This window comes from Streptococcus mitis (assembly GCF_003942865.1).
Classification (GTDB): domain Bacteria; phylum Bacillota; class Bacilli; order Lactobacillales; family Streptococcaceae; genus Streptococcus; species Streptococcus mitis_BI.
In genome coordinates this window covers 1-24,946 of record NZ_RJNZ01000006.1, presented here as the reverse complement: position 1 = coordinate 24,946, position 24,946 = coordinate 1, and the positions used below count along the sequence as shown (strand labels likewise).

The following is a 24,946-nucleotide window of genomic DNA, read 5'->3' as shown; positions in this document are numbered from 1 at the left end:
CCAAACTTCTTTTGATATAAGGAGAAAAAGATGACAAAGAAACAACTTCACTTGGTGATTGTGACAGGGATGAGTGGTGCAGGGAAAACTGTGGCCATTCAGTCCTTCGAGGATCTAGGCTATTTTACTATTGACAATATGCCTCCAGCTCTCTTGCCTAAGTTTTTGCAGTTGGTGGAAACAAAGGAAGACGACCATAAGTTGGCCTTGGTAGTGGATATGCGTAGCCGTTCTTTCTTCTCAGAGATTTCAGCTGTTTTGGATGAGTTGGAAAATAAGGAAGAACTGGACTTTAAAATTCTCTTTTTGGATGCAGCTGATAAGGAATTGGTTGCTCGTTACAAGGAAACCAGACGAAGTCACCCTCTAGCTGCAGATGGACGGATTTTGGATGGAATCAAGCTGGAACGTGAACTCTTGGCGCCTTTGAAAAATATGAGTCAAAATGTGGTGGATACGACTGAACTCACTCCACGTGAGCTACGTAAAACCCTTGCAGAGCAGTTTTCAGACCAAGAACAAGCCCAGTCTTTCCGTATCGAAGTCATGTCTTTTGGCTTTAAATATGGAATCCCGATTGATGCAGACTTGGTTTTTGATGTCCGTTTCTTGCCAAATCCATACTACCTTCCAGAACTGCGAAACCAAACGGGTGTAGATGAACCAGTTTATGACTATGTCATGAATCACCCTGAGTCAGAAGACTTCTATCAACATTTGTTGGCCTTGATTGAGCCGATTTTGCCAAGTTACCAAAAGGAAGGTAAGTCCGTTTTGACCATTGCCACGGGTTGTACGGGTGGGCAACACCGTAGTGTGGCCTTTGCTAAACGCTTGGCGCAGGACTTATCCAAGAATTGGCCTGTTAATGAAGGGCATCGCGACAAAGACCGAAGAAAGGAAACGGTAAACCGTTCATGAGAAAACCAAAGATAACGGTGATTGGTGGAGGGACTGGGATCCCCGTCATTCTTAAAAGTCTGCGTGAAAAAGATGTGGAAATCGCTGCTATCGTAACGGTGGCGGATGATGGTGGTTCATCAGGTGAACTCCGAAAAAACATGCAGCAGTTGACACCGCCAGGAGATCTCCGCAATGTCCTTGTGGCCATGTCGGATATGCCTAAGTTTTATGAGAAAGTCTTTCAGTATCGCTTTTCTGAAGATGCAGGAGCCTTTGCTGGTCATCCATTGGGTAATCTCATCATTGCTGGCTTGTCAGAAATGCAGGGTTCGACCTATAATGCCATGCAGTTACTGAGCAAATTTTTCCATACAACTGGGAAGATTTATCCTTCCAGTGACCATCCTTTGACCCTTCATGCGGTCTTTCAGGATAGGACAGAAGTGGCTGGAGAGAGTCATATTGCAGACCATCCAGGCATGATTGACCATGTCTATGTGACCAATACCCTCAACGATGATACGCCTCTGGCCAGTCGTCGAGTAGTGCAGACCATTCTTGAAAGTGACATGATTGTCCTCGGACCTGGTTCCCTCTTTACCTCGATTTTGCCCAATATCGTGATTAAGGAAATCGGGCAGGCACTTTTGGAAACCAAGGCAGAAATCGCCTATGTCTGCAATATCATGACCCAACGTGGGGAGACGGAACACTTTACAGATAGTGATCACGTAGAGGTCTTGCATCGTCACCTTGGCCGACCTTTTATCGATACTGTCTTGGTGAATATTGAAAAAGTGCCTCAGGAATACATGAATTCCAACCGTTTTGATGAATACTTGGTGCAGGTGGAACATGATTTTGCTGGTCTTAGTAAGCAGGTTCCGCGTGTGATTTCATCCAACTTCCTGCGTCTGGAAAATGGGGGTGCCTTTCACGATGGGGATTTGATCGTGGATGAGTTGATGCGGATTATACAGGTGAGAAAATGAGTTTCACAGTAGCAGTTAAAGAAGAAATCCTAGGTCAGCACCATCTGAGCCGGCATGAATTATCTGCCATTATCAAGATGTCTGGCAGTATCGGTCTCTCGACTTCGGGCTTGACATTATCCGTCGTGACAGAAAACGCTAAGCTAGCCCGTCACCTCTATGAGTCCTTTCTCCATTTCTACGAAATCAAATCAGAAATTCGTCACCACCAGAGGAGTAATCTTCGTAAGAATCGGGTCTATACTGTCTTTACTGATGAAAAGGTGCAGGACTTGTTAAGTGATTTGCACTTGGCAGACTCCTTCTTTGGCCTAGAAACAGGTATTGATGAGGAGATTTTATCGGACGAGGAAGCAGGGCGTGCCTATCTCTGTGGTGCTTTCTTAGCGAATGGGAGCATTCGTGACCCTGAATCAGGTAAGTACCAGTTGGAAATCAGTTCTGTTTATCTGGATCACGCGCAAGGGCTTGCCTCCCTTCTCCAGCAATTTTTATTAGATGCCAAAGTACTTGAGCGCAAAAAGGGTGCTGTGACCTACCTCCAGCGTGCCGAAGATATTATGGACTTCTTGATTGTCATCGGAGCCATGCAGGCGCGTGATGATTTTGAGAGAGTAAAGATTTTACGAGAAACCCGTAATGACCTCAATAGGGCCAATAATGCCGAAACAGCCAATATTGCTCGGACAGTTTCTGCCAGCATGAAGACTATCAACAATATCAGTAAAATCAAAGATATCATGGGCTTAGAAAACCTGCCAGTGGATTTGCAGGAGGTAGCGCAATTGCGGATTCAGCACCCAGACTACTCTATCCAGCAGTTAGCAGATAGTCTCAGCACTTCCCTTACAAAAAGTGGTGTCAACCACAGACTCAGAAAAATCAATAAGATAGCCGATGAACTATAAAACCACGAATCGTAGGACTCGTGGTTCTTTTTTATAAACTAGTAGAGTGTTTTGGTTGTACTTTTTGCTCAGGGTCGATGTAGTTGATGGCGTTGTTAACAGCGGTTGGTGCTTCTCCGAGGCCTGTCGCAATCAGATCAATTTTTCCGTCATAGTAGCAGCAGTCACCGATAGCATAGATACCTGCTTGGCTGGATTCCTGTTTGCTGTTGACGATAATCTTGTGGCGGTTGAGGTCCAGACCCCAGTTTTTAAGGTTACCGACAGAAGATTTGAAACCATAGTTGACAAAGAGGTGGTCTAGGTCAATCGTTTTGGTTTCATCAGATTTGACTTTTGTGATTTCAAGTTTATCGAGCGTTTTTCCATCTCCAAGGAGTTGGCTAGGGACGAATGGTGTCTTGATGCTCACAGATGATTCCTGTAAGGCTTGAACACTGTGCTCCAAGGCGCGAAAATTATCTCTGCGGTGAACAAGGGTAGTTGGCGCAATTTTTTCAAAAGCCAAAGCCCAATCCACAGCCGAGTCTCCTCCACCCAGAATCGTCACTTTCTTACCAGCATATTGCTGGATGTTGGAAACGTGGTAGTGGATATTTTCATAACCCTCAACGCCTTCTAGTTCCAGTGGACGTGGTTTAAAGGCACCGCCACCCATAGCGATGATAACTGTTTTAGACAGGTGACTTCCTTTAGAAGTTGTGATGACAAATCCTTCCTCTTGTTTTTCAATCTCAAGAACCGTTTCATTGAGATGAATAGGGGTATCAAAGCCGTTTAGTTGTTCAATCAAGCGGTTGGTCAATTCTTCTCCAGTCAGGTTTGGGAAACCTGGAACGTCGAGGATTTCCTTTTCAGGATAGAGAATAGCAGGTTGTCCACCTAGTTGTGGAAGGGAGTCGATTATTTGGACCTTGGCTTGGCGTAGGTGGGCATAGAAGGCTGCAAAAAGTCCGACGGGACCACCACCTACAATGGTAATATCATAGAGTTGAGACATGGTTTCTCCTTTGTTTTTTCTAGTCATACTCTTCGAAAATTAAATTCAAACCACGTCAGCGTCGCCTTACCGTAGCTATGGTTACTGACTTCGTCAGTTCTATCCACAACCTCAAAACAGTGTTTTGAGCAACCTGCGGCTAGCTTCCTAGTTTGCTCTTTGATTTTCATTGAGTATCAGTTTATTTTATCATATTTTTTCTTTAATTTAAAATGAAGTAGGATAGGGAAAAAAATGTCAGAAAAATGGTATAATAGAAAGGAACGTGTTTGGACAGAGAGGAGACAGCAGATGAACTTTCAACAATTATCCAACCTGCAATATTGGACTAGCTTGTTTTCTAGTCCTTGGAGTATTGCCATCAATGTGTTTGATATTTTGATTGTGGCCTATATTTTATATCGTTTTACAAAAGCGATAGCTGGCACCAAGATTATGATTTTGGTGCGTGGGGTCGTGATCTTTGTATTAGCCCAGGTTGTGGCCAATATCCTTGGTTTAACAACGATTTCTTGGTTGATTAATCAGATTATCACCTATGGAGTTATTGCTGCGGTTGTTATCTTCTCTCCAGAGATTCGGACTGGTTTGGAACGTTTGGGAAGGGCAACAGATTTCTTTTCTACTGCTCAAATTAGTGCAGAGGAGCAAATGATTCGTGCCTTTGTCAAGTCGGTTGAATATATGAGTCCTTGTAAGATTGGTGCTCTGGTTGCCATCCAACGAGTTCGGACCTTGCAAGAATACATTGCGACAGGGATTCCTTTGGATGCCAATATTTCAGCTGAACTCCTTATTAATATCTTTATCCCCAACACTCCTCTACATGATGGTGCTGTGATTATCAGAGAAAATCGGATTGCAGTCACCTCTGCTTATCTACCCTTAACAGAAAGGACAGGGATTTCCAAGGAATTTGGGACCAGACACCGGGCGGCTATCGGTTTATCAGAAGTGTCGGATGCCTTGACCTTCATCGTCTCAGAGGAAACAGGTGGCATTTCTATTACCTATAACGGTGTTTTCAAGCACGACTTGACGATTGAAGAATTTGAAGCAGAGCTACGAAGAATTCTTTTGCCAGCCGTTGAGGAAAAAGTCAGTTTCAGGGACCGTTTGCTAGGAGGTTGGAAAAATGAGAAAAAATAGCTTATATATTATCTCATCTCTCTTTTTTGCTTGTGTCTTATTCATCTATGCAACATCGACTAATTTTCAAAATAACAATACTGTAAGACAGGTCAAATCAGAAACTTACACCAATACGATAACAAATGTTCCTATCGATATTCATTACGATGATGACCAGTATTTCATTAGCGGATTTGCATCAGAGGTCTCGGTTGTACTTACAGGAGCCAATCGTGTGACCTTGGCCAGCGAAATGCAGGAAAGTACTCGTAAGTTTAAGGTCACAGCGGATTTGACGGATGTCAGTGTTGGAACGATTGAAGTTCCCTTGAATATTGAAAATCTTCCAAATGGAATGACTGCTGTGGCAACGCCTCAAAAGATTACAGTAAAAGTTGGGAAGAAGGTTAAGCGAGATGGGATGATTGTTGTGCCACAAGTTGACCAAAACCAGATTGATCCCAAGCTGCAAATTGATAGTGTAACCGTGTCAAATGAACGGGTTTCGGTTACGACAGATCAGGAAACATTAGCGAAGATTGACAAAGTTATTGCGCTTCTGCCTACTAGCGAACGGATTACGGGTAATTATAGTGGTTCAGTACCTTTGCAGGCTATTGATCGCAACGGGGTAGTCTTACCAGTAGTTATTACTCCGTTTGATACGACAATGAAGGTAACTACAAAACCTGTGGTATCGAGTTCAAGTGCATCTAATTCAAGTGCAAGTAGTTCGTCGGAGACGTCTTCGTCAACTAAATCAAATAGTTCAAAAACGAATTAAAAAATAGGAAAAGGATTTTATAAAAATGGGTAAATATTTTGGGACTGATGGAGTCCGTGGAGAAGCTAACGTAGAACTAACGCCAGAATTGGCTTTTAAACTAGGACGTTTTGGAGGCTATGTTCTTAGTCAACATGAAACGGAAGCACCGAAAGTCTTTGTAGGACGTGACACACGTATTTCAGGGGAAATGCTAGAATCTGCTTTGGTGGCAGGTCTCCTCTCTGTAGGGATTCACGTCTACAAACTTGGTGTCCTTGCAACACCAGCAGTAGCTTACTTGGTAAAAACTGAAGGAGCAAGTGCTGGTGTCATGATTTCTGCTAGCCACAATCCAGCCCTTGATAATGGAATTAAGTTCTTTGGCGGTGATGGTTTTAAACTAGATGACGAAAAAGAAGCAGAAATTGAAGCCTTGTTAGATGCTGCAGAAGATACTCTTCCTCGTCCAAGTGCTGAAGGCTTGGGAACCTTGGTAGATTATCCAGAAGGTTTGCGTAAGTATGAGGGCTACCTTGTTTCAACTGGAACTCCTCTTGATGGAATGAAGGTTGCCTTGGATACAGCTAATGGTGCCGCTTCTACAAGTGCCCGTCAAATCTTTGCAGACCTTGGAGCTCAATTGACTGTTATAGGGGAAACACCAGATGGTCTTAATATCAACCTTAATGTTGGTTCAACGCACCCAGAAACCCTTCAAGAAGTGGTCAAAGAAAGCGGATCAGATATTGGTTTGGCTTTTGATGGAGACAGTGACCGTTTGATTGCTGTTGATGAAAATGGCGACATCGTTGATGGTGACAAGATTATGTACATCATCGGAAAATACCTTTCTGAAAAAGGACAATTGGCTCAAAATACAATCGTGACAACTGTTATGTCTAACCTTGGTTTCCACAAGGCCTTGGACCGTGAAGGCATTAACAAGGCAGTCACTGCAGTTGGTGACCGCTATGTTGTGGAAGAAATGAGAAAATCAGGCTACAATCTTGGTGGTGAACAGTCTGGTCACGTCATCTTGATGGATTACAATACCACAGGTGATGGTCAATTGTCTGCCGTCCAATTGGCTAAAATCATGAAGGAAACTGGTAAGAGTTTGTCAGACTTGGCAGCAGAAGTAACCATTTATCCACAAAAATTAGTCAATATCCGAGTGGAAAATGCTATGAAGGAAAAGGCTATGGAAGTGCCAGCTATTAAGGCTATCATCGAGAAGATGGAAGAAGAAATGGCAGGGAATGGCCGTATCCTAGTACGCCCAAGTGGAACAGAGCCCCTTTTGCGTGTTATGGCAGAAGCGCCTACAACAGAAGAAGTAGACTACTATGTTGATACCATCGCAGACGTAGTTCGAGCTGAAATCGGGATTGACTAAATCCTAGAAAACTAGATGAAAATAAAAAATTATGGTACAATAGCTTATAATATTGTAGCCAAGGGAGAAAGACATGAATCTTAAACGTGAACAAGAATTTGTTAGTCAGTATCATTTTGATGCGCGTAATTTTGAATGGGAAAATGAAAATGGAGCTCCTGAAACTAAGGTGGATGTGAACTTCCAATTAATTCAACATGACCAAGAAAATCAAGTGACTTCCTTGATTGTTGTCTTGAGTTTTATGATTGTATTTGATAAATTTGTCATCAGTGGAACTATTTCTCAGGTGAACCATATCGATGGTCGTATTGTTAACGAACCAAGTGAATTGAACCAAGAAGAAGTGGAAACCTTGGCTCGTCCATGTTTGAACATGCTCAACCGTTTGACTTACGAAGTAACTGAAATTGCATTAGACTTACCAGGAATCAATTTGGAGTTCTAATATGAAATTAGCTGTTATCACAGATTCCTCTGCCTATCTCAGTGCAGAAACCTTGCAAAGAGAAGATTTGTACGTCTTGGATATTCCTGTCAATATTGATGGTGAGGAGTATGTCGAGGGCATCAATCTGACTGCTGAGGAATTTTACCAAAAAATGGCTCAGGCTTCTGAATTGCCTAAGACCAGTCAACCAAGTATTGCCAAGTTAGATGAGATTCTAACTTCGCTCAAAGAACAAGGCTATACCCATGCTTTGGGGCTTTTCCTATCTTCTGGAATTTCAGGTTTTTACCAAAATATCCAGTACATGGTCGATGATTATGAGGGATTAACCATTGCTTTTCCAGATACTTTGATTACAAGTGCTCCTCTGGGTATCATGGTTGAAAGTGTCTTTAATTGGCGAGACCAGGGCGATGATTTTGCCATCATTCAAGATAAGCTAGCTATTCAAATTAGTCATACCTCTGCTTTCATCATGGTGGATGACTTGGACCATTTGGTTAAAGGTGGACGCCTTTCAAATGGAGCTGCTATTTTGGGCAATCTGCTAAGCATTAAGCCGATTCTTTATTTTAATGACCAAGGTGTGATTGAAGTTTACGAAAAAGTTCGTACTGAAAAGAAAGCAACCAAGCGCTTAATTGAGATTATCAAGGAAGCCACAGCTTCAGGCCAATACCGTATCATTGTCATTCACGGAAATGCTCCTGAAAAGGCTGAAGAATTGCGTCAGCACTTACTTGAATCTGGAGTGGGTACAGATATTTCACTTGCTACATTTGGTAGTGTCATTGGAACACACTTAGGAGCAGGAAGCATTGCTCTGGGTTATATTCCAGTGATTTAGTTGGCGTTTCTAGGCTAGTTAAGAAATAGCAATTGAACACGGACTACCTGCCTCTTGAAAAAAGATGCCTGTCTTGCCTTTCATGGAAAGTCAGCGCCATTCTCTATTTTTCATAGGCAGCTAAGGTCCTTTGTATCTTGATAATTGAACACACCTGGAACCCTGTGTGAAAAAGATAGTTCTTCCAAGGAGTAGACACTTCTTGATCAGAACTCCTATTTTCACTTTGTGTTCCTACAGGCTTTGTATCTTAGAAATTGAACACGGACTAGCTACCTCTTGAAAAAAGATGCCTGACTTGCCTTTCATGGAAAGTCAGCGTCATTCCCTATTTTTCATGGGCAGCTAACGTCCTTTGTATCTTAGTCAGGAGTAGAGATGAGTATTCGAGTAATTATTGCTGGTTTTAAGGGAAAGATGGGCCAGGCTGCTTGTCAGATGGTCTTGGCTGATCCAGACTTGGACTTGGTAGCAGTTTTGGATCCCTTTGAGTCTGAGTTAGAATGGCAAGGAATTCCTGTTTTCAAGGATAAGGCTGATTTAGCAGGCTTTGAAGCGGATGTCTGGGTAGATTTTACTACTCCAAATGTTGCCTACGAAAATACACATTTTGCTCTTGAAAATGGCTTTGCTCCAGTAGTTGGAACAACAGGTTTCACAAGTGAAGAAATTGCAGAGCTAAAAGAATTTTCTCGTGCCCAAGATTTGGGTGGCTTGATCGCTCCTAACTTTGCCTTGGGTGCTGTCTTACTCATGCAATTTGCGACGCAAGCTGCCAAATATTTCCCAAATGTGGAGATTATCGAGCTCCATCATGATAAGAAAAAGGATGCCCCGAGTGGAACAGCTATTAAAACAGCTGAGTTAATGGCAGAAGTTCGAGAGTCAATCCAGCAAGGTGCGCCTGATGAGGAAGAATTGATTGCAGGTGCCCGTGGTGCCGACTTTGATGGTATGCGTATCCACTCAGTTCGTTTGCCAGGTTTGGTAGCCCATCAGGAAGTCATCTTTGGCAATCAGGGAGAAGGATTGACCCTCCGTCATGACTCCTATGATCGTAGCTCCTTCATGACAGGGGTGAATTTGGGAATTAAAGAAGTTGTCAAGCGTCATGAGCTTGTCTATGGATTAGAACACTTATTATGAGATTAACGCAAATGCCTTCTGAATTTCAGAAGGCTTTACCAGTATTAGAAAAAATTAAAGAAGCAGGCTTTGAAGCCTATTTTGTTGGGGGTTCTGTTCGAGATGCCCTCCTCAATCGTCCCATCCACGATGTGGACATTGCGACGTCTTCTTATCCAGAAGAGACCAAGCAGATTTTTCCGCGAACAGCCGATATCGGAATCGAGCATGGAACTGTCTTGGTCTTAGATGGGGACGAGGAGTATGAGGTGACTACTTTTCGGACAGAAGATGTCTATGTGGACTATCGCAGACCTAGTGCGGTTTCTTTTGTTCGCTCGCTAGAAGAAGACCTCAAACGCCGTGATTTTACAGTCAATGCCTTTGCCTTGGATGAGACAGGAGAAATCGTTGACTTGTTCCATGGTTTAGAGGATTTGGAAAACCAAGTCTTGCGAGCAGTTGGAGTAGCTAGTGAGCGATTTAACGAAGATGCTCTGCGGATTATGCGTGGTTTCCGTTTTCAGGCCAGTCTTGGCTTTGAACTTGAGTCAGAAACATTTGAAGCTATGAAGACCTTGACACCGCTTTTGGAGAAAATTTCTGTAGAGCGTACCTTCGTCGAGTTTGATAAACTCATGCTGGCTCCATTTTGGAGAAGGGGCTTGGCTTCCATGATTGAGAGTCAAGCTTATGACTACCTTCCTGATATGGTATCTAGCAAGGATAAGCTCAACAGACTGTTTGATTTGGAGACTGATTTTACTTTTGAATCATCTGAACAAGCCTGGGCGGCTCTACTGTGGGCTTTGGAGATTGAAAATGCGCAGCCCTTTTTGAAGGCTTGGAAGACCTCACGTCAGTTTGCCAAGCAAGTTCAGGATTTGCTGACTATTTTGGCCTCGCGTGAAAAGGGAGAATTGAGCAAGCGCGATTGTTATCGCTTTGATTTAGATTTACTTTTACAGGCTGAAAGTCTTCGTCAGGCTCAGGGAAAACCAGTCAACCCACAAGTTATCACAGAAACCTATCAGAGTTTGACCATTCATGACAAGAAAGAAATTCAGATTAATGGTGGCATTTTGATTAAGGAATATGGCTTTCAACCAGGTCCAGACTTGGGAGAGATTTTAACAGAGATTGAATATGCCATTGTCGATGGAACATTGGAAAATGACCGACAAGCCATCCATGCTTATCTAAGGGAGAAAAAATGAGTGATTTTATCGTTGAAAAACTAAGTAAATCCGTCGGTGACAAGACCGTTTTTAAGGATATTTCCTTTATCATCCATGACCTAGACAGAATTGGTCTGATTGGTGTCAATGGAACAGGGAAGACCACCCTTTTAGATGTTCTTTCTGGTGTTTCTGGCTTTGATGGGGATGTCAGTCCTTTTTCAGCTAAAAATGATTACCAGATTGGTTACTTGACCCAAGACCCTGATTTTGATGATAGCAAGACGGTCTTGGATACGGTTCTATCTAGTGACCTCAAGGAAATCCAGCTCATTCGTGAGTATGAATTGATCATGCTCAACTACAGTGAGGACAAGCAGGCGCGTTTGGAACGGGTCATGGCTGAAATGGACTCTCTCCAAGCTTGGGAAATTGAGAGTCAGGTCAAGACGGTTCTCAGCAAGCTGGGTATTCAGAACTTATCTACTCCAGTTGGAGAATTGTCAGGTGGTCTGAGAAGACGGGTCCAGTTGGCGCAAGTCTTACTTGGCAATCACGACCTTTTGCTTTTGGATGAGCCGACCAACCATCTGGACATTGCAACTATTGAGTGGCTGACCCTCTTTTTGAAAAATTCTAAGAAGACCGTCCTTTTTATTACCCATGACCGTTATTTCCTAGACGCTTTGTCAACTCGTATTTTCGAATTGGATCGCGCAGGCTTGACCGAATATCAGGGCAATTATCAGGACTATGTTCGCCTTAAGGCGGAACAGGATGAGCGTGACGCGGCTCTTCTTCACAAAAAAGAACAACTCTACAAACAAGAATTGGCCTGGATGCGCAGACAACCGCAGGCGCGTGCGACCAAGCAGCAGGCTCGTATCAATCGTTTCCATGACTTGAAGAAAGAAGTTTCAGGTGGAGTTGCTGAGACAGACTTGACCATGAACTTTGAGACCAGTCGTATTGGGAAAAAAGTCATCGAGTTTCAGGATGTTTCCTTTGCCTATGAAAACAAGCCTATTTTGCAAGACTTTAATCTCTTGGTGCAGGCCAAAGACCGTATCGGAATCGTTGGGGACAACGGTGTTGGAAAATCAACCCTGCTCAACCTGATTGCAGGCAGTCTTGAGCCGACAGCAGGCCAAGTTGTGATTGGGGAAACTGTTCGCATCGCCTATTTCTCTCAGCAAATTGAGGGCTTGGATGAAAGCAAGCGAGTGATCAATTACCTGCAGGAAGTGGCAGAGGAGGTCAAGACCAGCGCTGGTTCTACGACTTCGATTGCGGAATTGCTGGAGCAGTTCCTTTTCCCACGTTCGACGCATGGAACCTTGATTGAGAAATTGTCAGGTGGCGAGAAAAAACGTCTTTATCTCCTCAAATTGCTATTGGAAAAACCAAATGTTCTTCTCTTGGACGAGCCGACCAATGATTTGGATATTGCTACTCTTACAGTTTTGGAGAATTTCTTACAAGGCTTTGCTGGTCCAGTTTTGACTGTTAGTCACGACCGCTATTTCTTGGATAAGGTAGCGACTAAGATTCTCGCTTTTGAGGATGGCAAGATTCGTCCTTTCTTTGGTCATTATACCGACTATCTTGATGAAAAAGTCTTTGAAACAGAGATGGCCAATCAAGTTCAAAAAGCCGAAAAGGAAAAAGTCGTCAAGGTTCGAGAAGACAAGAAACGCATGACCTACCAAGAAAAGCAGGAGTGGGCAAGTATTGAAAGCGATATTGAAGTCTTGGAAGATTGTATCGCTGCTATTGAAGAGGAGATGCAGGCCAACGGCTCTGACTTTAGTAAACTAGCGACTCTTCAGAAAGAGCTAGATGAGAAAAACGAAGCACTTCTTGAAAAATACGAACGCTATGAATATCTAAGTGACTTTGATAGCTAGAAGAATAGAAAAATCCCGTCTCATGACAGGATTTCTCTATTCTTTTTTAGTTTCTTGATGAAAGATATTTTGCCAGGTTTCATGGCGACGCCAGATACTGGTGTGGATGATGCCATCTAACTCATAGCAGATGAGTTTTGTTTTCTGACTGATGGAAGTGATTTGGATGTCCTTGATAGCAGAATTCAAGTCTTTTTCGGCTTTATAGGCCTCTTTGTTTATCTGTTCTCCATCTTGACGAATATAGACAAAATCGTCAGCCAAGAGTTCTTCCAGTTGATTTCCTTGGTCAATCAATTGTTCACGCATGAGCAATTTTTTATAGACATTATCTAAAATTTCATCCTCAGGGATAGGTGCTGGTTCGATATGGACATCGGTATCAAAGACGCCAAAACGTTCCTCCAGCATAGACTCGACTTGATCCGCAATCTCGTGGCTTTCATAAACTGACAAGTCAGGATTCATCTCTAGTGTGATATCCAGGTAAATGTTACTACCGTAAGTGCGACCTCTTTGGGACTTAACCTTGCTGATTTTGGGAATTTCCATGATAGCCTTTTGATAGTCCTCAAGCAGACGGTCGTCGAAACCATCTGAAAGACTAAAGGAAGACTCGATGAAGATATCATAGGCAGTTTTCAAGATAAAGAAAGTGATGATGATGGCAACCAGTTTATCCACAATCGGATAATTGAAACTGCTAGCCAGGATTGCAATGGTCGTACCAAGTGAGGTAACAGCATCGGAAAGATTGTCCTTAGCAGCGGCTTTCAGTGCCTTGGAGTTAGATTTCTTACTAAGGCGAGTATTGTAGAGATAGACCACAAACATAATCGCTGCAGAAATGATTCCTAGAGTTGCGCCCAGAGGATCAATGACCGTTTCTTCACGACTGATAATCTTCTGAATGGTATCCCTCAGCACATCAAAGCCAACATAAAACATAATTATGGAAGTGATTAAGCTAGCCAAATCTTCAATCTTCCAGTGACCAAAACGGTGGTCACGGTCTGCAGGCTGGCGCGCCATCCGAATCCCAATCAAAAGGGCTACATTTCCAATGATGTCCGACACGTTGTTAAAACCATCAGCCACCAAACTGGATGAATGAAGAAGATGCCCAGTTGCTAATTTCGCTGCAGACAAGATCAAATAGGTCGAAATGCTGATAATGGCCCCGCGCTCAGCTAACTTGAGATTTGAGATAGATTGCTTCATTCAACTTCCTTTCTAGTCATATAGCATTCTACCATTATACTGGTTTTCAAGGGAAAATTCAAATAAGGCAGTTTTTACTCTTTGAAAACTTTTCAAAATTTGGTATAATAGTACTACTCAAGGGAGTAGCTGGCAGAAACCTGTGATAGTGTCGTCATTCCGAATTTTATACTGAAAAGTATGCTTTCCGGCACTATCTTAAACAGCGAGACTTGTTATGATTAACAGGTCTCTTTTTGTTTGTCGTGAAAAGATACGATGAGGGAAAAGAGAGTCTGTTTTGCACACAATGTCAAGGAGGAGACACATGTCAAAAGAACAAAAACGCCAAGCGTTTTACACTCAGAGTCCTGAAGAGGTCTTGCAGGCTGTGGATGCGACCGAGCAAGGTTTGTCATCAAGTGAGGCGGAAAAGCGCCTTGCCGAATTTGGCCACAATGAACTCGAAGAAGGCGAGAAACGATCAATCCTGGTCAAATTTATCGAGCAATTTAAGGATTTGATGATTATCATCCTAGTTGCGGCAGCAATCTTGTCAGTCGTGACTTCTGGTGGGGAAGATATCGCAGATGCCATTATCATCCTAGCCGTGGTTATCATCAACGCTGCCTTTGGTGTTTACCAAGAAGGAAAAGCAGAAGAAGCCATCGAAGCCCTCAAATCTATGTCTAGTCCAGCTGCTCGCGTTCTTCGTGATGGGCACATGGCTGAGATTGACTCTAAAGAATTGGTACCAGGTGATATTGTTGCCCTCGAAGCAGGTGATGTAGTACCAGCAGACCTACGTTTGCTAGAAGCCAATTCTCTTAAAATTGAAGAAGCGGCTCTTACAGGTGAGTCTGTGCCAGTCGAAAAAGACTTGACAGTTGAACTTGCTGCAGATGCTGGTATTGGTGACCGTGTCAATATGGCCTTCCAAAACTCAAATGTGACTTATGGTCGTGGTCTTGGTGTTGTTGTCAATACAGGTATGTACACGGAAGTTGGTCATATCGCTGGCATGCTTCAAGATGCGGATGAGACAGATACACCACTTAAACAAAACTTGAACAACCTTTCTAAGGTCTTGACCTATGCTATCTTGGTCATTGCACTTGTTACTTTTGTAGTTGGAGTCTTCATTCAAGGGAAAAATCCACTCGGTGAGTTGATGACCTCTGTTGCCCTTGCCGTTGCAGCCATTCCAGAAGGGCTACCAGCTATCGTAACTATCGTTCTTGCCCTTGGTACTCAAGTTTTGGCCAAACGAAACTCTATCGTTCGGAAGTTGCCAGCAGTAGAAACACTTGGTTCAACAGAAATCATTGCTTCTGATAAGACTGGTACGCTGACTATGAACAAGATGACAGTCGAAAAAGTCTTCTACGATGCAGTCCTACATGACTCAGCTGATGATATTGAACTGGGTCTTGAAATGCCCCTTCTTCGTTCAGTTGTTTTGGCCAATGATACGAAAATTGATGTTGAAGGCAACCTGATTGGTGACCCAACAGAAACAGCCTTTATCCAATATGCCTTGGACAAGGGTTACGATGTCAAAGGATTTTTAGAGAAATATCCTCGTGTGGCTGAGTTGCCATTTGATTCTGAACGTAAGCTCATGTCAACAGTTCATCCACTTGCAGATGGACGCTTCCTCGTAGCTGTTAAAGGTGCGCCAGACCAACTCTTGAAACGTTGTGTTCTTCGTGATAAGGCTGGGGATATTGCTCCGATTGACGAGAAGGTTACAAACCTCATTCACACAAACAACTCTGAAATGGCTCACCAAGCCTTGCGTGTCCTTGCAGGTGCTTATAAGATTATCGATAGCATTCCAGAGAACCTGACTTCTGAAGAGCTTGAAAATGATTTAATCTTTACTGGTTTGATTGGAATGATTGACCCTGAACGTCCTGAAGCTGCTGAGGCTGTTCGTGTGGCTAAGGAAGCGGGAATTCGTCCAATTATGATTACGGGTGACCATCAAGACACTGCAGAAGCTATTGCCAAACGTTTGGGAATCATTGATGCAAACGATACAGAAGGTCACGTTTTAACTGGTGCTGAACTCAACGAACTGTCAGATGAAGACTTTGAAAAAGTCGTTGGTCAATACTCTGTTTACGCCCGCGTGTCTCCAGAACACAAGGTTCGTATCGTCAAGGCTTGGCAAAAACAAGGTAAAGTCGTTGCCATGACAGGTGACGGTGTTAATGATGCGCCAGCTTTGAAAACAGCCGATATCGGTATCGGTATGGGAATCACTGGTACAGAGGTTTCTAAGGGGGCTTCTGACATGATTCTTGCAGATGATAACTTTGCGACTATTATTGTTGCAGTTGAAGAAGGACGTAAGGTCTTCTCAAACATTCAAAAGACTATTCAGTATCTACTTTCTGCCAATACTGCTGAAGTATTGACCATCTTCCTATCAACCTTGTTTGGTTGGGATGTCTTGCAGCCAGTTCATCTTTTGTGGATTAACTTGGTAACGGATACCTTCCCAGCTATCGCTCTAGGTGTTGAACCTGCGGAGCCTGGTGTCATGAACCATAAACCACGTGGACGCAAGGCAAGCTTCTTCTCAGGTGGTGTTTTGAGTTCTATCATCTATCAAGGTGTACTCCAAGCAGCTATTGTTATGAGTGTTTATGGACTTGCGATTGTTTACCCAGTTCATGTGGGTGACAATCATGCCATTCATGCGGATGCTCTTACTATGGCCTTTGCAACCCTTGGTTTGATTCAGCTCTTCCATGCCTACAATGTCAAGTCTGTTTACCAATCCATCTTGACAGTTGGTCCATTCAAGTCTAAGACATTTAACTGGTCCATCTTGGTATCCTTCATCCTTCTCATGGCAACAATCGTCGTAGAACCGCTTGAAGGAATCTTCCACGTAACCAAACTAGACTTGTCACAATGGGGAATCGTCATGGCTGGAAGCTTCTCAATGATTATCATTGTCGAAATCGTTAAGTTTGTTCAACGTAAACTCGGTTTTGACAAGAATGCGATTTAAAAAGAAAAAGTCATCTTCGGATGGCTTTTTGCTACAGTTAAGGGAAAGGGCTTGCAGTTATCGGCTTTTGTGCTATAATTGCTATAATATAGTAAAAAGCAAGAGGAGTGAGCAGAAGTGGAAAAGAAAATTGTAAAGGATATTTTGTTTTTATCTCAGGTGTCTCAGCCGGCAAATCAGGATGATCTGTATCTTGCCAGAGATTTGCAGGATACACTTTTAGCGAATCGTGAGACTTGTGTCGGTCTGGCTGCCAATATGATTGGGGTGCAGAAGCGCGTGATTATCTTTAATCTGGGCTTGGTTCCTGTGGTCATGTTTAACCCAGTGCTCCTGTCCTCTGACGGACCTTATGAGACAGAGGAAGGTTGTTTGTCCTTGACAGGTGTGAGACCTACTAAGCGTTATGAAACCATAAGGGTTGCCTATCGTGACAGCAAGTGGCAGGAACAGACCATTACCTTGACAGGTTTCCCAGCCCAGATTTGTCAGCATGAACTGGATCACTTGGAAGGACGAATCATTTAGGAGGAAAGCAAATGAAACGAATAGTCTTCGAACTTATTTTTATCGCAACGACCTGGTATATCTTTTTACCGCCTCTTAACCTGACCAGCTGGGAATTTCTCTTTTTCCTCTGTGGGCATTTGCTGGTTGTAGCAATCTTATTTGGTTTTGGCAAGGGGATAAACCTTGTCAAAACGGTTCATGTGCGCCATGGCAAGGCGGAAGCTGCCTTAAATCTTGATGGTTTCAAAATCAATCGGTTAGGGAAAATCCTTTTAGCTTCTATTGGAGGAATTCTTCTCTTGGCAGCTTTGGTTTCCTTGGTGACTTCTAGCATTTTTCAGGCTAAGAATTATGCCAATGTAGTCACGGTTACTGAAAAAGAGTTTACTGAATTTCCTAAGACTGATACCAGTAAGGTTCCTATTTTAGATAGAAGTACTGCTGAAAAAATTGGGGACCGCTACTTGGGTTCCCTAACAGATAAGGTGTCGCAGTACGTAGCGGCAGATACCTATACCCAATTGACAATTGATGGGAAGCCTTATCGGGTTACACCACTAGAATACGCAGATCCTATCAAATGGTTTAACAATCAAGCTAAGGGAATCGGTGAGTATATCAAGGTGGACATGGTAACTGGAAATGCCAACTTGGTGGACTTGAAGACGCCAATCAAATATTCTGACTCGGAGTATTTTAACCGTGATGTCAAGCGTCACCTGCGCTTGAAGTACCCAACCAAGATCTTCAAAACTCCATCTTTCGAGGTGGACGATGAGGGTAATCCTTTCTATGTAGCAACGGTTTACCAAAAGCAATTTGGGCTTGCGGTTCCTCGTCCTGCTTCAGTCATTATCTTGGACGCCACAAATGGAGAGACCAAGGAATACAGCTTATCAGATGTTCCAGAATGGGTGGACAGGGTCTATCCAGCTGAGGAAACTATTGAGCAAATCAACTATAACGGCAAGTACAAGGACGGTTTCTGGAATGCCATGATTTCCAAGAAAAATGTGACCCAGACTACCAAGGGCTATAATTACTTGTCTATCGGCAATGACATTTATCTCTACACAGGTGTGACGTCGGCCAATGCAGATGAAAGTAATCTTGGTTTCATCCTAGAAAATATGCGGACAGGAGAAATCACTAAGTATAGCTTGGCTTCTGCGACCGAAGAATCAGCCCGTGAATCAGCCGAAGGTGCTGTTCAAGAGAAATCCTACAAGGCGACCTTCCCAATCCTCATCAACCTCAATGACAAGCCTCTCTACATCATGGGCTTGAAGGACAATGCTGGCTTGGTCAAAGAGTACGCTTTGGTAGACGCAGTCGAGTACCAAAATGTTATCGTAGCAACGACAGTGGAAGAACTGCTCAGCAAGTACGCCAATAAAAACGACCTTGAAATTGATAATGAAACCACAGAAAGCATCAAGGGTGTGGTAGCAGACCTCAAATCAGCTGTTATCAAGGGGGACACCGTCTACTTCTTTAAAGTTGATGGCAAGATTTACAAGGTTAAGGCCTCAGTATCAGATGACCTTCCTTACCTTGAAAATGGTAAAACCTTCGAAGGTCAAGTAGGAAAAGACAATTATCTCAAGACCTTTAAAGTTCAGTAATACTCTTCGAAAATCAAATTCAAACCACGTCAACGTCGCCTTGCCGTACTCAAGTACAGCCTACGGCTAGTTTCCTAGTTTGCTCTTTGATTTTCATTGAGTATAAAAAAGGTTTATTTAAGAAATATATGTTATAATAAGGTAAATTAATACTAATGGAGGACAAAGAAATGGGCTTTTATGTGATGCTTGCTTCAATGCTACTCGGACTGCTCGCTTTGAAGATAGGTTTTTCTCAGTTCAAGGAGAAAAAAGATAAATTCTTATCTATCTTAACAAGCTTAGCTGGCCTAGCCTTTGTTCTCGTGGCTGTCTGGTTAGGATGGCCCAAATAAACAGAAAAACCTCGGTCAAACCGAGGTTTTTCAGATTAATTTCTTGGTAGCGGCAAAAAAATATGCTACACTATTAGTATGAAAATTTTAATCCCAACAGCAAAAGAAATGAACACAGACTTGCCAAGTATTGAACCAACTTCTTTAAAATCAGAAAGCCAGGCCGTGCTGGATGCCTTGGCCCTCTATTCTGCTAGTCAATTGGAGAGTTTTTACAAGGTTTCAGCTGAGAAGGCAGCGGAGGAATTTCAACATATCCAAGCTTTGAAAAGGCAAACTGCCCAACACTATCCAGCTCTGAAACTTTTTGATGGGCTCATGTATCGCCATATCAAGCGAGATAAATTGACCGAGGCAGAACAAGCCTATCTTGAAAATCATGTCTTCATTACCTCGGCTTTGTACGGTGTTATTCCAGCCTTGTCACCCATGGCACCTCACCGTTTGGATTTTTTGATGAAGTTAAAAGTCGCTGGTAAGACTTTGAAGAGCCATTGGAAGGCAGCCTATGATGAGGCTGTGAAGCAGGAAGAAGTGATTTTCTCTCTCTTGTCGTCCGAGTTTGAGACTGTATTTTCTAAGGAAATCAGAGAAAAAATGGTGACCTTTAAATTCATGGAGGACAAGGGTGGTCAGCTGAAGATTCATTCAACTATTTCCAAGAAAGCGCGTAGTGCCTTCTTGACAGCCCTGATTGAAAATCAAGTTCAAACAGTGGAGGAAGCTCGTCGCTTAAGCTTTGCAGGATTTAACTACCGAGAAGACCTGTCCCAGCAACAGGAATTGGTTTTTGTAAAGGAAGTATAGAAATCAGATAAGAGAAAAAGTCAGCACGATTATGCTGACTTTTTTGATAACTTATAAAGTATTGGATATATGAATCTCATTTGATAAAGTATTAAGATGATTGACCAAATCCATGATTGACAGATGGTTTCGACAAATAAACTTCTTGGTAATCCCTGGAATATAGAAATTAGACACGATGATATCGTAATCTGTCTGATTTAAAATCTCAGGACTTGTTTCTAATTCATCCCAAATATCGAAGGTAAAGCGGTTATTACAGTAATAGGAAAGCATATCAACAAAGGTAAGGGATATAGCATGGTCAAAGTTATTGATAATTAAAACCTTGATAGGTGGTCGATTTTCTAACAACTGAGTAGAGAGGTTTTCAGCATGGGTTAAGATGGTGTACATCAGGTGTTCCAACTGTTCAGGATGGTCATGCTGTCCAATTGCTTGACGGTATTGAGCCAGTTCTTGACGTGCACTTCCCATAAAGTCTGGGAAGTAAACTTCAAATTTTTTAATCGTCAATGCTTTTTGTTCAAATAAGATTGGGGTAGAAAAGATTTCCTGTCTTTCAAAGAAAGCAGTGTTGTGTAAATGCCAAATCAGCTCATCGTGGTTGGTAAAAGTAATCTTATATTGTTTTGCTAGGCGTTCTAATATTTGACTCAGTAATTGGTAAGAGTATCTTGCTTTACTGTTTTTTTCTAAAGAGTTGAAGAATTCTTGAGGATCTAAGAAAAGATTGTTTTGAATAAAGGATATAAAAATTTGGGCGATGATATCTGGAGTGATTTCAAGTCCCAGTTTTTCAGAGAAATGGACAAGTAGCTCCTCAAAATTTGGAATATTCATCAAAAGAGGGTAGTATTCATCGAAGAAATGATTTGGTAAGTCGATAAAATGACCATTTTTGACGCGGTAAATACTGATAGCTATCATCAATTTGTACATTCTATAAATTGAAAATCGCATTGGATAATTCGTGATTTTATAGAAGAAATCAGCAAACTCTGTTAAATCCTCCTCAGGAAGGTCTGGAAAAGGCCAGTCTAGGAAATAATAGCGCTCAGAAAAGTATTGGGCAAAAAAATAGCGAATATCAGTTTCATTCCCACGTATCTCGGATGGAGTAAATGATAGTTCAATTTGGAATTGAGTTGACAGAGTTTTTGTAATATTTCGACCTAATCGATAGAGATTAGCAGTACTTGAGTGAAGATTTTCTATCGTTCGATAAATAGGCAGGCCCTCATTGAAAAACATATACTCTAGTAATTGAAAAGATTGAGAATGGGCTAGAAAATATTGATAAACGTCTTCCACACTAGTGTTAACTTCTAAATCTATCATAATTCCGTTAACGGAAGATTGGATGTCAATATTTGGAAAAGCTGTTCGTAATTCATTTAAATCATTTTTTAGGATTCGTTCTGTACATCCTAATTTTTCAGCAAGCACATGTAATCTCAGCCAATTACGATTCTGAATTAAGATTTCCATTAAGCGTAATTGTCTTTGATCTTTTGTGGATAAAAGGTTTCGCATGTAGGTAATTCCTCCTAGATTATATTGTATCATAATTATGATTATGTTGTACAAAAAAACAAGAATTAAAAATATGTACATTAAATTCAAAAAAAAAAAAAAAATAAATATGGCTCCATGGTGCAGAAATCAGATATATTAATTTCATAGATAATATTGATTAATGCCTCAAATAGTTGTAAATTGTAAACTATAAATTACTATCTAGGAGTGTAAAATGAAACATTCACATAAAAAATCATTTGACTGGTATAGCATGCAACAACGATACTCCATTCGTAAGTATCACTTTGGTGCAGCTAGTGTCTTGCTCGGAACAGCCTTAGTCTTGGGAACTGCTGCCAATACGCAATCAGTACAAGCAGAGGAACAACATCCTGAGGCAACTAATAGTGTCTCTGCTGATAAGGTAAACGAAGCTACTAAACCAGCAGAAGTTTCTACACCTAAAAAAGAAACAACTTATGCAGCTCCAACTGTTGCTAACCCAGTAGAAACGACTCCAGTTAAAACTGATGAAGCTAAAGCGCCAGCAGAAAAAGTTGAAGAAGTAAAAGATAAAAAAGAAGAAGTAACACAGAAAGATGCTGTTGACAAGTCAAAATTGTTAACAGCTCTTTCGCGTGCTAAAAAACTTGAGAGTAAGTTATATACAGAAGCAAGTGTTGCTAACTTGCAAGCAAGTATCCAAGCTGGTCAAGGTTTGCTTGGGAAAGCAGATGCGACTGAAGCTGAAGTATCAGCAGCAGAGTCATCTATCCAATCAGCTATTATTGGTCTAGAACTTCGTTCTAATTCTGATAGAGGGACTGTATCAGAAACTCCAGTAGTGAAGAAAGCTGATGTAGTTGAAGCAAAAGAAGAAGCTAAACCAGCTACAACAACTGATCGTTCAGCTGTTGATAGTAGCGTTTTAGCAACTAATGCACCTGCCAAAGTAGAAACAACTTCAGCTCCAGCATCTACTAATGAAATCTTGAAACCAGGTTTGAGCCTTTCTGATGCTCGCCAAAATCCAGCTATCCGTAAGGAAGATTTGGATAGGGGGTATAGTGGTTTTAGAACAGCAGGAAGTGGTTTTAGAGCGGCTGGAAGTGGTTTTAGAGCAGCTAGGCCAGAAAATAAACCAATCTTAAATCCTGGAAATGCAATTGCATTTTCTGATATCAGTCAGGGATCACATTCATTTCGTGGTATAGGACATTCACGTGGTGGCCAAGAAATCCATTATGATGTAACGACAGTACGTAGTGGTAATAGAATTGACTTTACAATTAATTATTCTGCGCCAGGTGATTCTAGAGAGTTTGTTAATAATAACTTTATCTTAGATAAGGGAACAGGATTCGGAGAACCTTCTAGTGCTACTGTTTCAACTAGGTATGGAACTCAAACTAGAAATATTGGTAAAGGTGCAAATTTTATTTCTCATTCAGGATATAGTATGAATTCTGCAGTAGAAACAAACGCTGCACAAATGATTAGATTTACTTTACCTATAACTAACCCTAACGGAGACTTATCTCTTCGTTTACGTCCAGTTGAATTTAACGTAGACCAAGGTGGTGGTGGAGCTGCAACTAGTAATGACCCATATAGTAATTCTAACTATTATTATGAAACGGATCCATTATACCTAGATGCAAACCCTAATCCAGCTAACGTTTCAATAGCAAGTTTTAAAAGTAAAGTGGATTTCCAAACTTTATATATACCAACTACTAAATTAGCAGAAGGAGTTACAGAGTTAGTTTCTGAAGGGAAAGAAGGAGAGAAATCACAAGATTACAGACTTCATAAATTTGGAGATCAGTATGTTTTAGGACTTCCTGTAGGGGATGCTACTATAGTTACAGCTGCTAAACCGCGTGTAATGAAATACGGTATTGGTAAAATTGCTGCAACTCAAAATAAAACAGGGGATACGAATCACATTAAATTTTATTTAGATAAAGATGGTGATGGTGTCTTTAATAATCAAGATGAACTAATTTTAAATACAGATATTAAAGATGGAGAAAGAGGGCCAGCAGGACCACAAGGGCCAGTAGGGCCAACAGGGGCTCAAGGACCAGCAGGACCAGCGGGACCAAAAGGNGCAACTGGGGCACAAGGACCACAAGGACCAGCGGGACCAAAAGGAGCAACTGGGGCACAAGGACCAGCGGGACCAAAAGGAGCAACTGGGGCACAAGGACCAGCAGGACCAGCAGGACCAGCGGGACCAAAAGGAGCAACTGGGGCACAAGGACCAGTAGGACCAGCGGGACCAGTAGGACCAACAGGAGCACAAGGACCAACAGGAGCACAAGGACCAGCAGGACCAGCGGGACCAAAAGGAGCAACTGGGGCACAAGGACCAGCGGGACCAGTAGGACCAACAGGAGCACAAGGACCAGCAGGACCAGCGGGACCAGTAGGACCAACAGGAGCACAAGGGCCAGTAGGACCAGCGGGAGCAGTAGGACCAACAGGAGCAACTGGGGCACAAGGACCAGCAGGACCAGCGGGACCAGTAGGACCAACAGGAGCACAAGGGCCAGCAGGACCAGCGGGACCAGTAGGACCAAAAGGAGAAGATGGAAAAACTCCAACAGTTAAAGTAACTGATGGGCAAGATGGAACTCATACAATTACAATTAACGATGGTAAAGGTGGTATAACTACTACAGTAGTTAGAGATGGATTTGATGGTGCAAGCCCGCTTGTTTCTACTCATAGAAATGAAGTAGATAAAACAACAACTGTTATTTTCTATTATGATCAAAATGAAAATAATAAATTTGATGCAGAAGATACAAAACTTAAAGAAGTTGTTATCGCAGATGGAAAACAAGGTCCTAAAGGCGATAAAGGTGAGAACGGTAAAGATGGCTTCACTCCAACAGTAACCGTTACAGACAACAATAACGGAACACACACCATCACAATCACGCAACCAGACAACAAACCATCATTAACAACCATCGTTAAAAACGGTGAAGATGGAAAAACACCAAAAGTCAAAGCAGAACGAGATGATGCGAAGAAACAAACTACATTAACCTTCTACATTGACAAAGATGGCGATGGAAACTACACAGAAGGAACAGACACACTTGTTCAAACAACAGTAGTTAAAGATGGTCAAGACGGAGCTGCAGGACAAGCAGGACGTGACGGTAAAGAAGTACTAAACGGAAAAGTAGATCCAAAAGCTACAGACGGCAAAGATGGAGATAGCTTCGTAAATACTGAAACAGGTGATGTCTTCGTTAAGAAGAACAATGCATGGGAACCAGCAGGCAACATCAAAGGTCCAAAA

General features: G+C 42.2%; 20 protein-coding genes. 17 read left to right on the top strand and 3 right to left on the bottom strand.

Annotation, left to right across the window (positions count from 1 at the left end; translation table 11 throughout):
- Positions 1-30: 30 nt before the first annotated feature.
- From rapZ to whiA, 3 genes are read left to right on the top strand one after another with little or no spacing between them, the layout of a single operon-like run.
- The gene (rapZ, locus tag D8845_RS05525) at positions 31-921 is read left to right on the top strand and encodes an RNase adapter RapZ (RefSeq protein ID WP_125452767.1); all 891 of its coding nucleotides are present in this window, start codon (positions 31-33) and stop codon (positions 919-921) included.
- Complete coding sequence (locus D8845_RS05520; protein ID WP_125452766.1) at positions 918-1,895, top strand: YvcK family protein; 978 nt, start codon at positions 918-920, stop codon at positions 1,893-1,895. Before rapZ ends, D8845_RS05520 begins: the two co-directional genes overlap by 4 nt.
- The gene (gene whiA, locus D8845_RS05515) at positions 1,892-2,803 is read left to right on the top strand and encodes a DNA-binding protein WhiA (RefSeq protein ID WP_125448154.1); all 912 of its coding nucleotides are present in this window, start codon (positions 1,892-1,894) and stop codon (positions 2,801-2,803) included. Before D8845_RS05520 ends, whiA begins: the two co-directional genes overlap by 4 nt.
- Before the next feature lie 31 nt (positions 2,804-2,834).
- On the opposite strand, the gene D8845_RS05510 is transcribed toward whiA, so the two are convergent.
- Positions 2,835-3,803 (bottom strand): NAD(P)/FAD-dependent oxidoreductase, encoded by a 969-nt coding sequence (locus tag D8845_RS05510; protein ID WP_125452765.1) that lies wholly within the window; start codon positions 3,801-3,803, stop codon positions 2,835-2,837.
- Positions 3,804-4,094: 291 nt separating this feature from the next.
- Here D8845_RS05510 and cdaA point away from each other — a divergent pair, with 291 nt between their 5' ends.
- The 8 genes from cdaA to D8845_RS05470 all read left to right on the top strand — a co-directional run bounded on the left by cdaA (position 4,095) and on the right by D8845_RS05470 (position 12,604).
- The gene (gene cdaA, locus D8845_RS05505) at positions 4,095-4,952 is read left to right on the top strand and encodes a diadenylate cyclase CdaA (RefSeq protein WP_125452764.1); all 858 of its coding nucleotides are present in this window, start codon (positions 4,095-4,097) and stop codon (positions 4,950-4,952) included.
- On the top strand, positions 4,939-5,718 hold the full coding sequence (locus D8845_RS05500) for a YbbR-like domain-containing protein (RefSeq protein WP_125452763.1): 780 nt from the start codon (positions 4,939-4,941) through the stop codon (positions 5,716-5,718). Before cdaA ends, D8845_RS05500 begins: the two co-directional genes overlap by 14 nt.
- Positions 5,719-5,743: 25 nt before the next feature.
- Positions 5,744-7,096: a phosphoglucosamine mutase gene (glmM, locus tag D8845_RS05495; RefSeq protein ID WP_125452762.1), complete on the top strand. Its 1,353-nt coding sequence runs from the start codon at positions 5,744-5,746 to the stop codon at positions 7,094-7,096.
- 73 nt (positions 7,097-7,169) lie between these two features.
- Positions 7,170-7,544, top strand: a complete 375-nt coding sequence (locus tag D8845_RS05490) for a DUF1149 family protein (protein ID WP_001050081.1) — start codon at positions 7,170-7,172, stop codon at positions 7,542-7,544.
- Position 7,545: 1 nt separating this feature from the next.
- The gene (locus D8845_RS05485; protein ID WP_125452761.1) at positions 7,546-8,394 is read left to right on the top strand and encodes a DegV family protein; all 849 of its coding nucleotides are present in this window, start codon (positions 7,546-7,548) and stop codon (positions 8,392-8,394) included.
- 378 nt (positions 8,395-8,772) lie between these two features.
- Positions 8,773-9,540, top strand: coding sequence for a 4-hydroxy-tetrahydrodipicolinate reductase (gene dapB / locus D8845_RS05480; protein ID WP_125452760.1), 768 nt, complete (start codon positions 8,773-8,775; stop codon positions 9,538-9,540).
- Positions 9,537-10,736 carry a CCA tRNA nucleotidyltransferase gene (locus D8845_RS05475; protein WP_125452759.1) on the top strand — a complete coding sequence of 400 codons (1,200 nt, stop codon included), beginning with the start codon at positions 9,537-9,539 and terminating at the stop codon, positions 10,734-10,736. The genes dapB and D8845_RS05475 overlap by 4 nt, the downstream gene beginning before the upstream one ends.
- Positions 10,733-12,604 carry an ABC-F family ATP-binding cassette domain-containing protein gene (locus D8845_RS05470; protein ID WP_125452758.1) on the top strand — a complete coding sequence of 624 codons (1,872 nt, stop codon included), beginning with the start codon at positions 10,733-10,735 and terminating at the stop codon, positions 12,602-12,604. Before D8845_RS05475 ends, D8845_RS05470 begins: the two co-directional genes overlap by 4 nt.
- A 36-nt stretch (positions 12,605-12,640) precedes the next feature.
- On the opposite strand, the gene mntE is transcribed toward D8845_RS05470, so the two are convergent.
- Positions 12,641-13,825 carry a CDF family manganese efflux transporter MntE gene (gene mntE, locus D8845_RS05465; protein WP_125452757.1) on the bottom strand — a complete coding sequence of 395 codons (1,185 nt, stop codon included), beginning with the start codon at positions 13,823-13,825 and terminating at the stop codon, positions 12,641-12,643.
- 307 nt (positions 13,826-14,132) lie between these two features.
- Here mntE and D8845_RS05460 point away from each other — a divergent pair, with 307 nt between their 5' ends.
- The 5 genes from D8845_RS05460 to yaaA all read left to right on the top strand — a co-directional run bounded on the left by D8845_RS05460 (position 14,133) and on the right by yaaA (position 20,106).
- The gene (locus tag D8845_RS05460; RefSeq protein WP_125452756.1) at positions 14,133-16,829 is read left to right on the top strand and encodes a cation-translocating P-type ATPase; all 2,697 of its coding nucleotides are present in this window, start codon (positions 14,133-14,135) and stop codon (positions 16,827-16,829) included.
- Positions 16,830-16,946: 117 nt separating this feature from the next.
- Positions 16,947-17,357: a peptide deformylase gene (locus tag D8845_RS05455; RefSeq protein WP_125452755.1), complete on the top strand. Its 411-nt coding sequence runs from the start codon at positions 16,947-16,949 to the stop codon at positions 17,355-17,357.
- An 11-nt stretch (positions 17,358-17,368) separates the two neighbouring features.
- Positions 17,369-18,964 carry a hypothetical protein gene (locus D8845_RS05450; RefSeq protein ID WP_125452754.1) on the top strand — a complete coding sequence of 532 codons (1,596 nt, stop codon included), beginning with the start codon at positions 17,369-17,371 and terminating at the stop codon, positions 18,962-18,964.
- A 170-nt stretch (positions 18,965-19,134) separates the two neighbouring features.
- Positions 19,135-19,299, top strand: coding sequence for a YczI family protein (locus D8845_RS05440; protein WP_185757399.1), 165 nt, complete (start codon positions 19,135-19,137; stop codon positions 19,297-19,299).
- A 78-nt stretch (positions 19,300-19,377) separates the two neighbouring features.
- A complete protein-coding gene (yaaA, locus tag D8845_RS05435; RefSeq protein WP_125452752.1) occupies positions 19,378-20,106 on the top strand; it encodes a peroxide stress protein YaaA in 729 nt (242 codons plus the stop codon).
- 51 nt (positions 20,107-20,157) lie between these two features.
- On the opposite strand, the gene D8845_RS05430 is transcribed toward yaaA, so the two are convergent.
- Entirely contained in the window at positions 20,158-21,642 is a 1,485-nt protein-coding gene (locus tag D8845_RS05430) for a M protein trans-acting positive regulator PRD domain-containing protein (protein WP_125452751.1), read from the bottom strand.
- Positions 21,643-21,859: 217 nt separating this feature from the next.
- Between D8845_RS05430 and D8845_RS05425 the strand changes: the two genes are divergently transcribed.
- Positions 21,860-24,946: YSIRK-type signal peptide-containing protein (locus tag D8845_RS05425; protein ID WP_125452750.1), on the top strand; the 3,087-nt coding region annotated here is incomplete at its 3' end.

Excerpts from the sequence above, each read along its gene's own strand:
- D8845_RS05520 (WP_125452766.1), top strand. The coding sequence starts at position 918 with ATGAGAAAACCAAAGATAACGGTGATTGGTGGAGGGACTGGGATCCCC.
- whiA (WP_125448154.1), top strand. The coding sequence starts at position 1,892 with ATGAGTTTCACAGTAGCAGTTAAAGAAGAAATCCTAGGTCAGCACCAT.
- cdaA (WP_125452764.1), top strand. The coding sequence starts at position 4,095 with ATGAACTTTCAACAATTATCCAACCTGCAATATTGGACTAGCTTGTTT.
- D8845_RS05440 (WP_185757399.1), top strand. The coding sequence starts at position 19,135 with ATGGGCTTTTATGTGATGCTTGCTTCAATGCTACTCGGACTGCTCGCT.
- rapZ (WP_125452767.1), top strand. The coding sequence starts at position 31 with ATGACAAAGAAACAACTTCACTTGGTGATTGTGACAGGGATGAGTGGT.
- D8845_RS05475 (WP_125452759.1), top strand. The coding sequence starts at position 9,537 with ATGAGATTAACGCAAATGCCTTCTGAATTTCAGAAGGCTTTACCAGTA.
- D8845_RS05450 (WP_125452754.1), top strand. The coding sequence starts at position 17,369 with ATGAAACGAATAGTCTTCGAACTTATTTTTATCGCAACGACCTGGTAT.
- D8845_RS05500 (WP_125452763.1), top strand. The coding sequence starts at position 4,939 with ATGAGAAAAAATAGCTTATATATTATCTCATCTCTCTTTTTTGCTTGT.
- D8845_RS05490 (WP_001050081.1), top strand. The coding sequence starts at position 7,170 with ATGAATCTTAAACGTGAACAAGAATTTGTTAGTCAGTATCATTTTGAT.
- yaaA (WP_125452752.1), top strand. The coding sequence starts at position 19,378 with ATGAAAATTTTAATCCCAACAGCAAAAGAAATGAACACAGACTTGCCA.
- dapB (WP_125452760.1), top strand. The coding sequence starts at position 8,773 with ATGAGTATTCGAGTAATTATTGCTGGTTTTAAGGGAAAGATGGGCCAG.
- D8845_RS05510 (WP_125452765.1), bottom strand. The coding sequence starts at position 3,803 with ATGTCTCAACTCTATGATATTACCATTGTAGGTGGTGGTCCCGTCGGA.
- D8845_RS05430 (WP_125452751.1), bottom strand. The coding sequence starts at position 21,642 with ATGCGAAACCTTTTATCCACAAAAGATCAAAGACAATTACGCTTAATG.
- mntE (WP_125452757.1), bottom strand. The coding sequence starts at position 13,825 with ATGAAGCAATCTATCTCAAATCTCAAGTTAGCTGAGCGCGGGGCCATT.
- D8845_RS05460 (WP_125452756.1), top strand. The coding sequence starts at position 14,133 with ATGTCAAAAGAACAAAAACGCCAAGCGTTTTACACTCAGAGTCCTGAA.
- D8845_RS05470 (WP_125452758.1), top strand. The coding sequence starts at position 10,733 with ATGAGTGATTTTATCGTTGAAAAACTAAGTAAATCCGTCGGTGACAAG.
- D8845_RS05485 (WP_125452761.1), top strand. The coding sequence starts at position 7,546 with ATGAAATTAGCTGTTATCACAGATTCCTCTGCCTATCTCAGTGCAGAA.
- glmM (WP_125452762.1), top strand. The coding sequence starts at position 5,744 with ATGGGTAAATATTTTGGGACTGATGGAGTCCGTGGAGAAGCTAACGTA.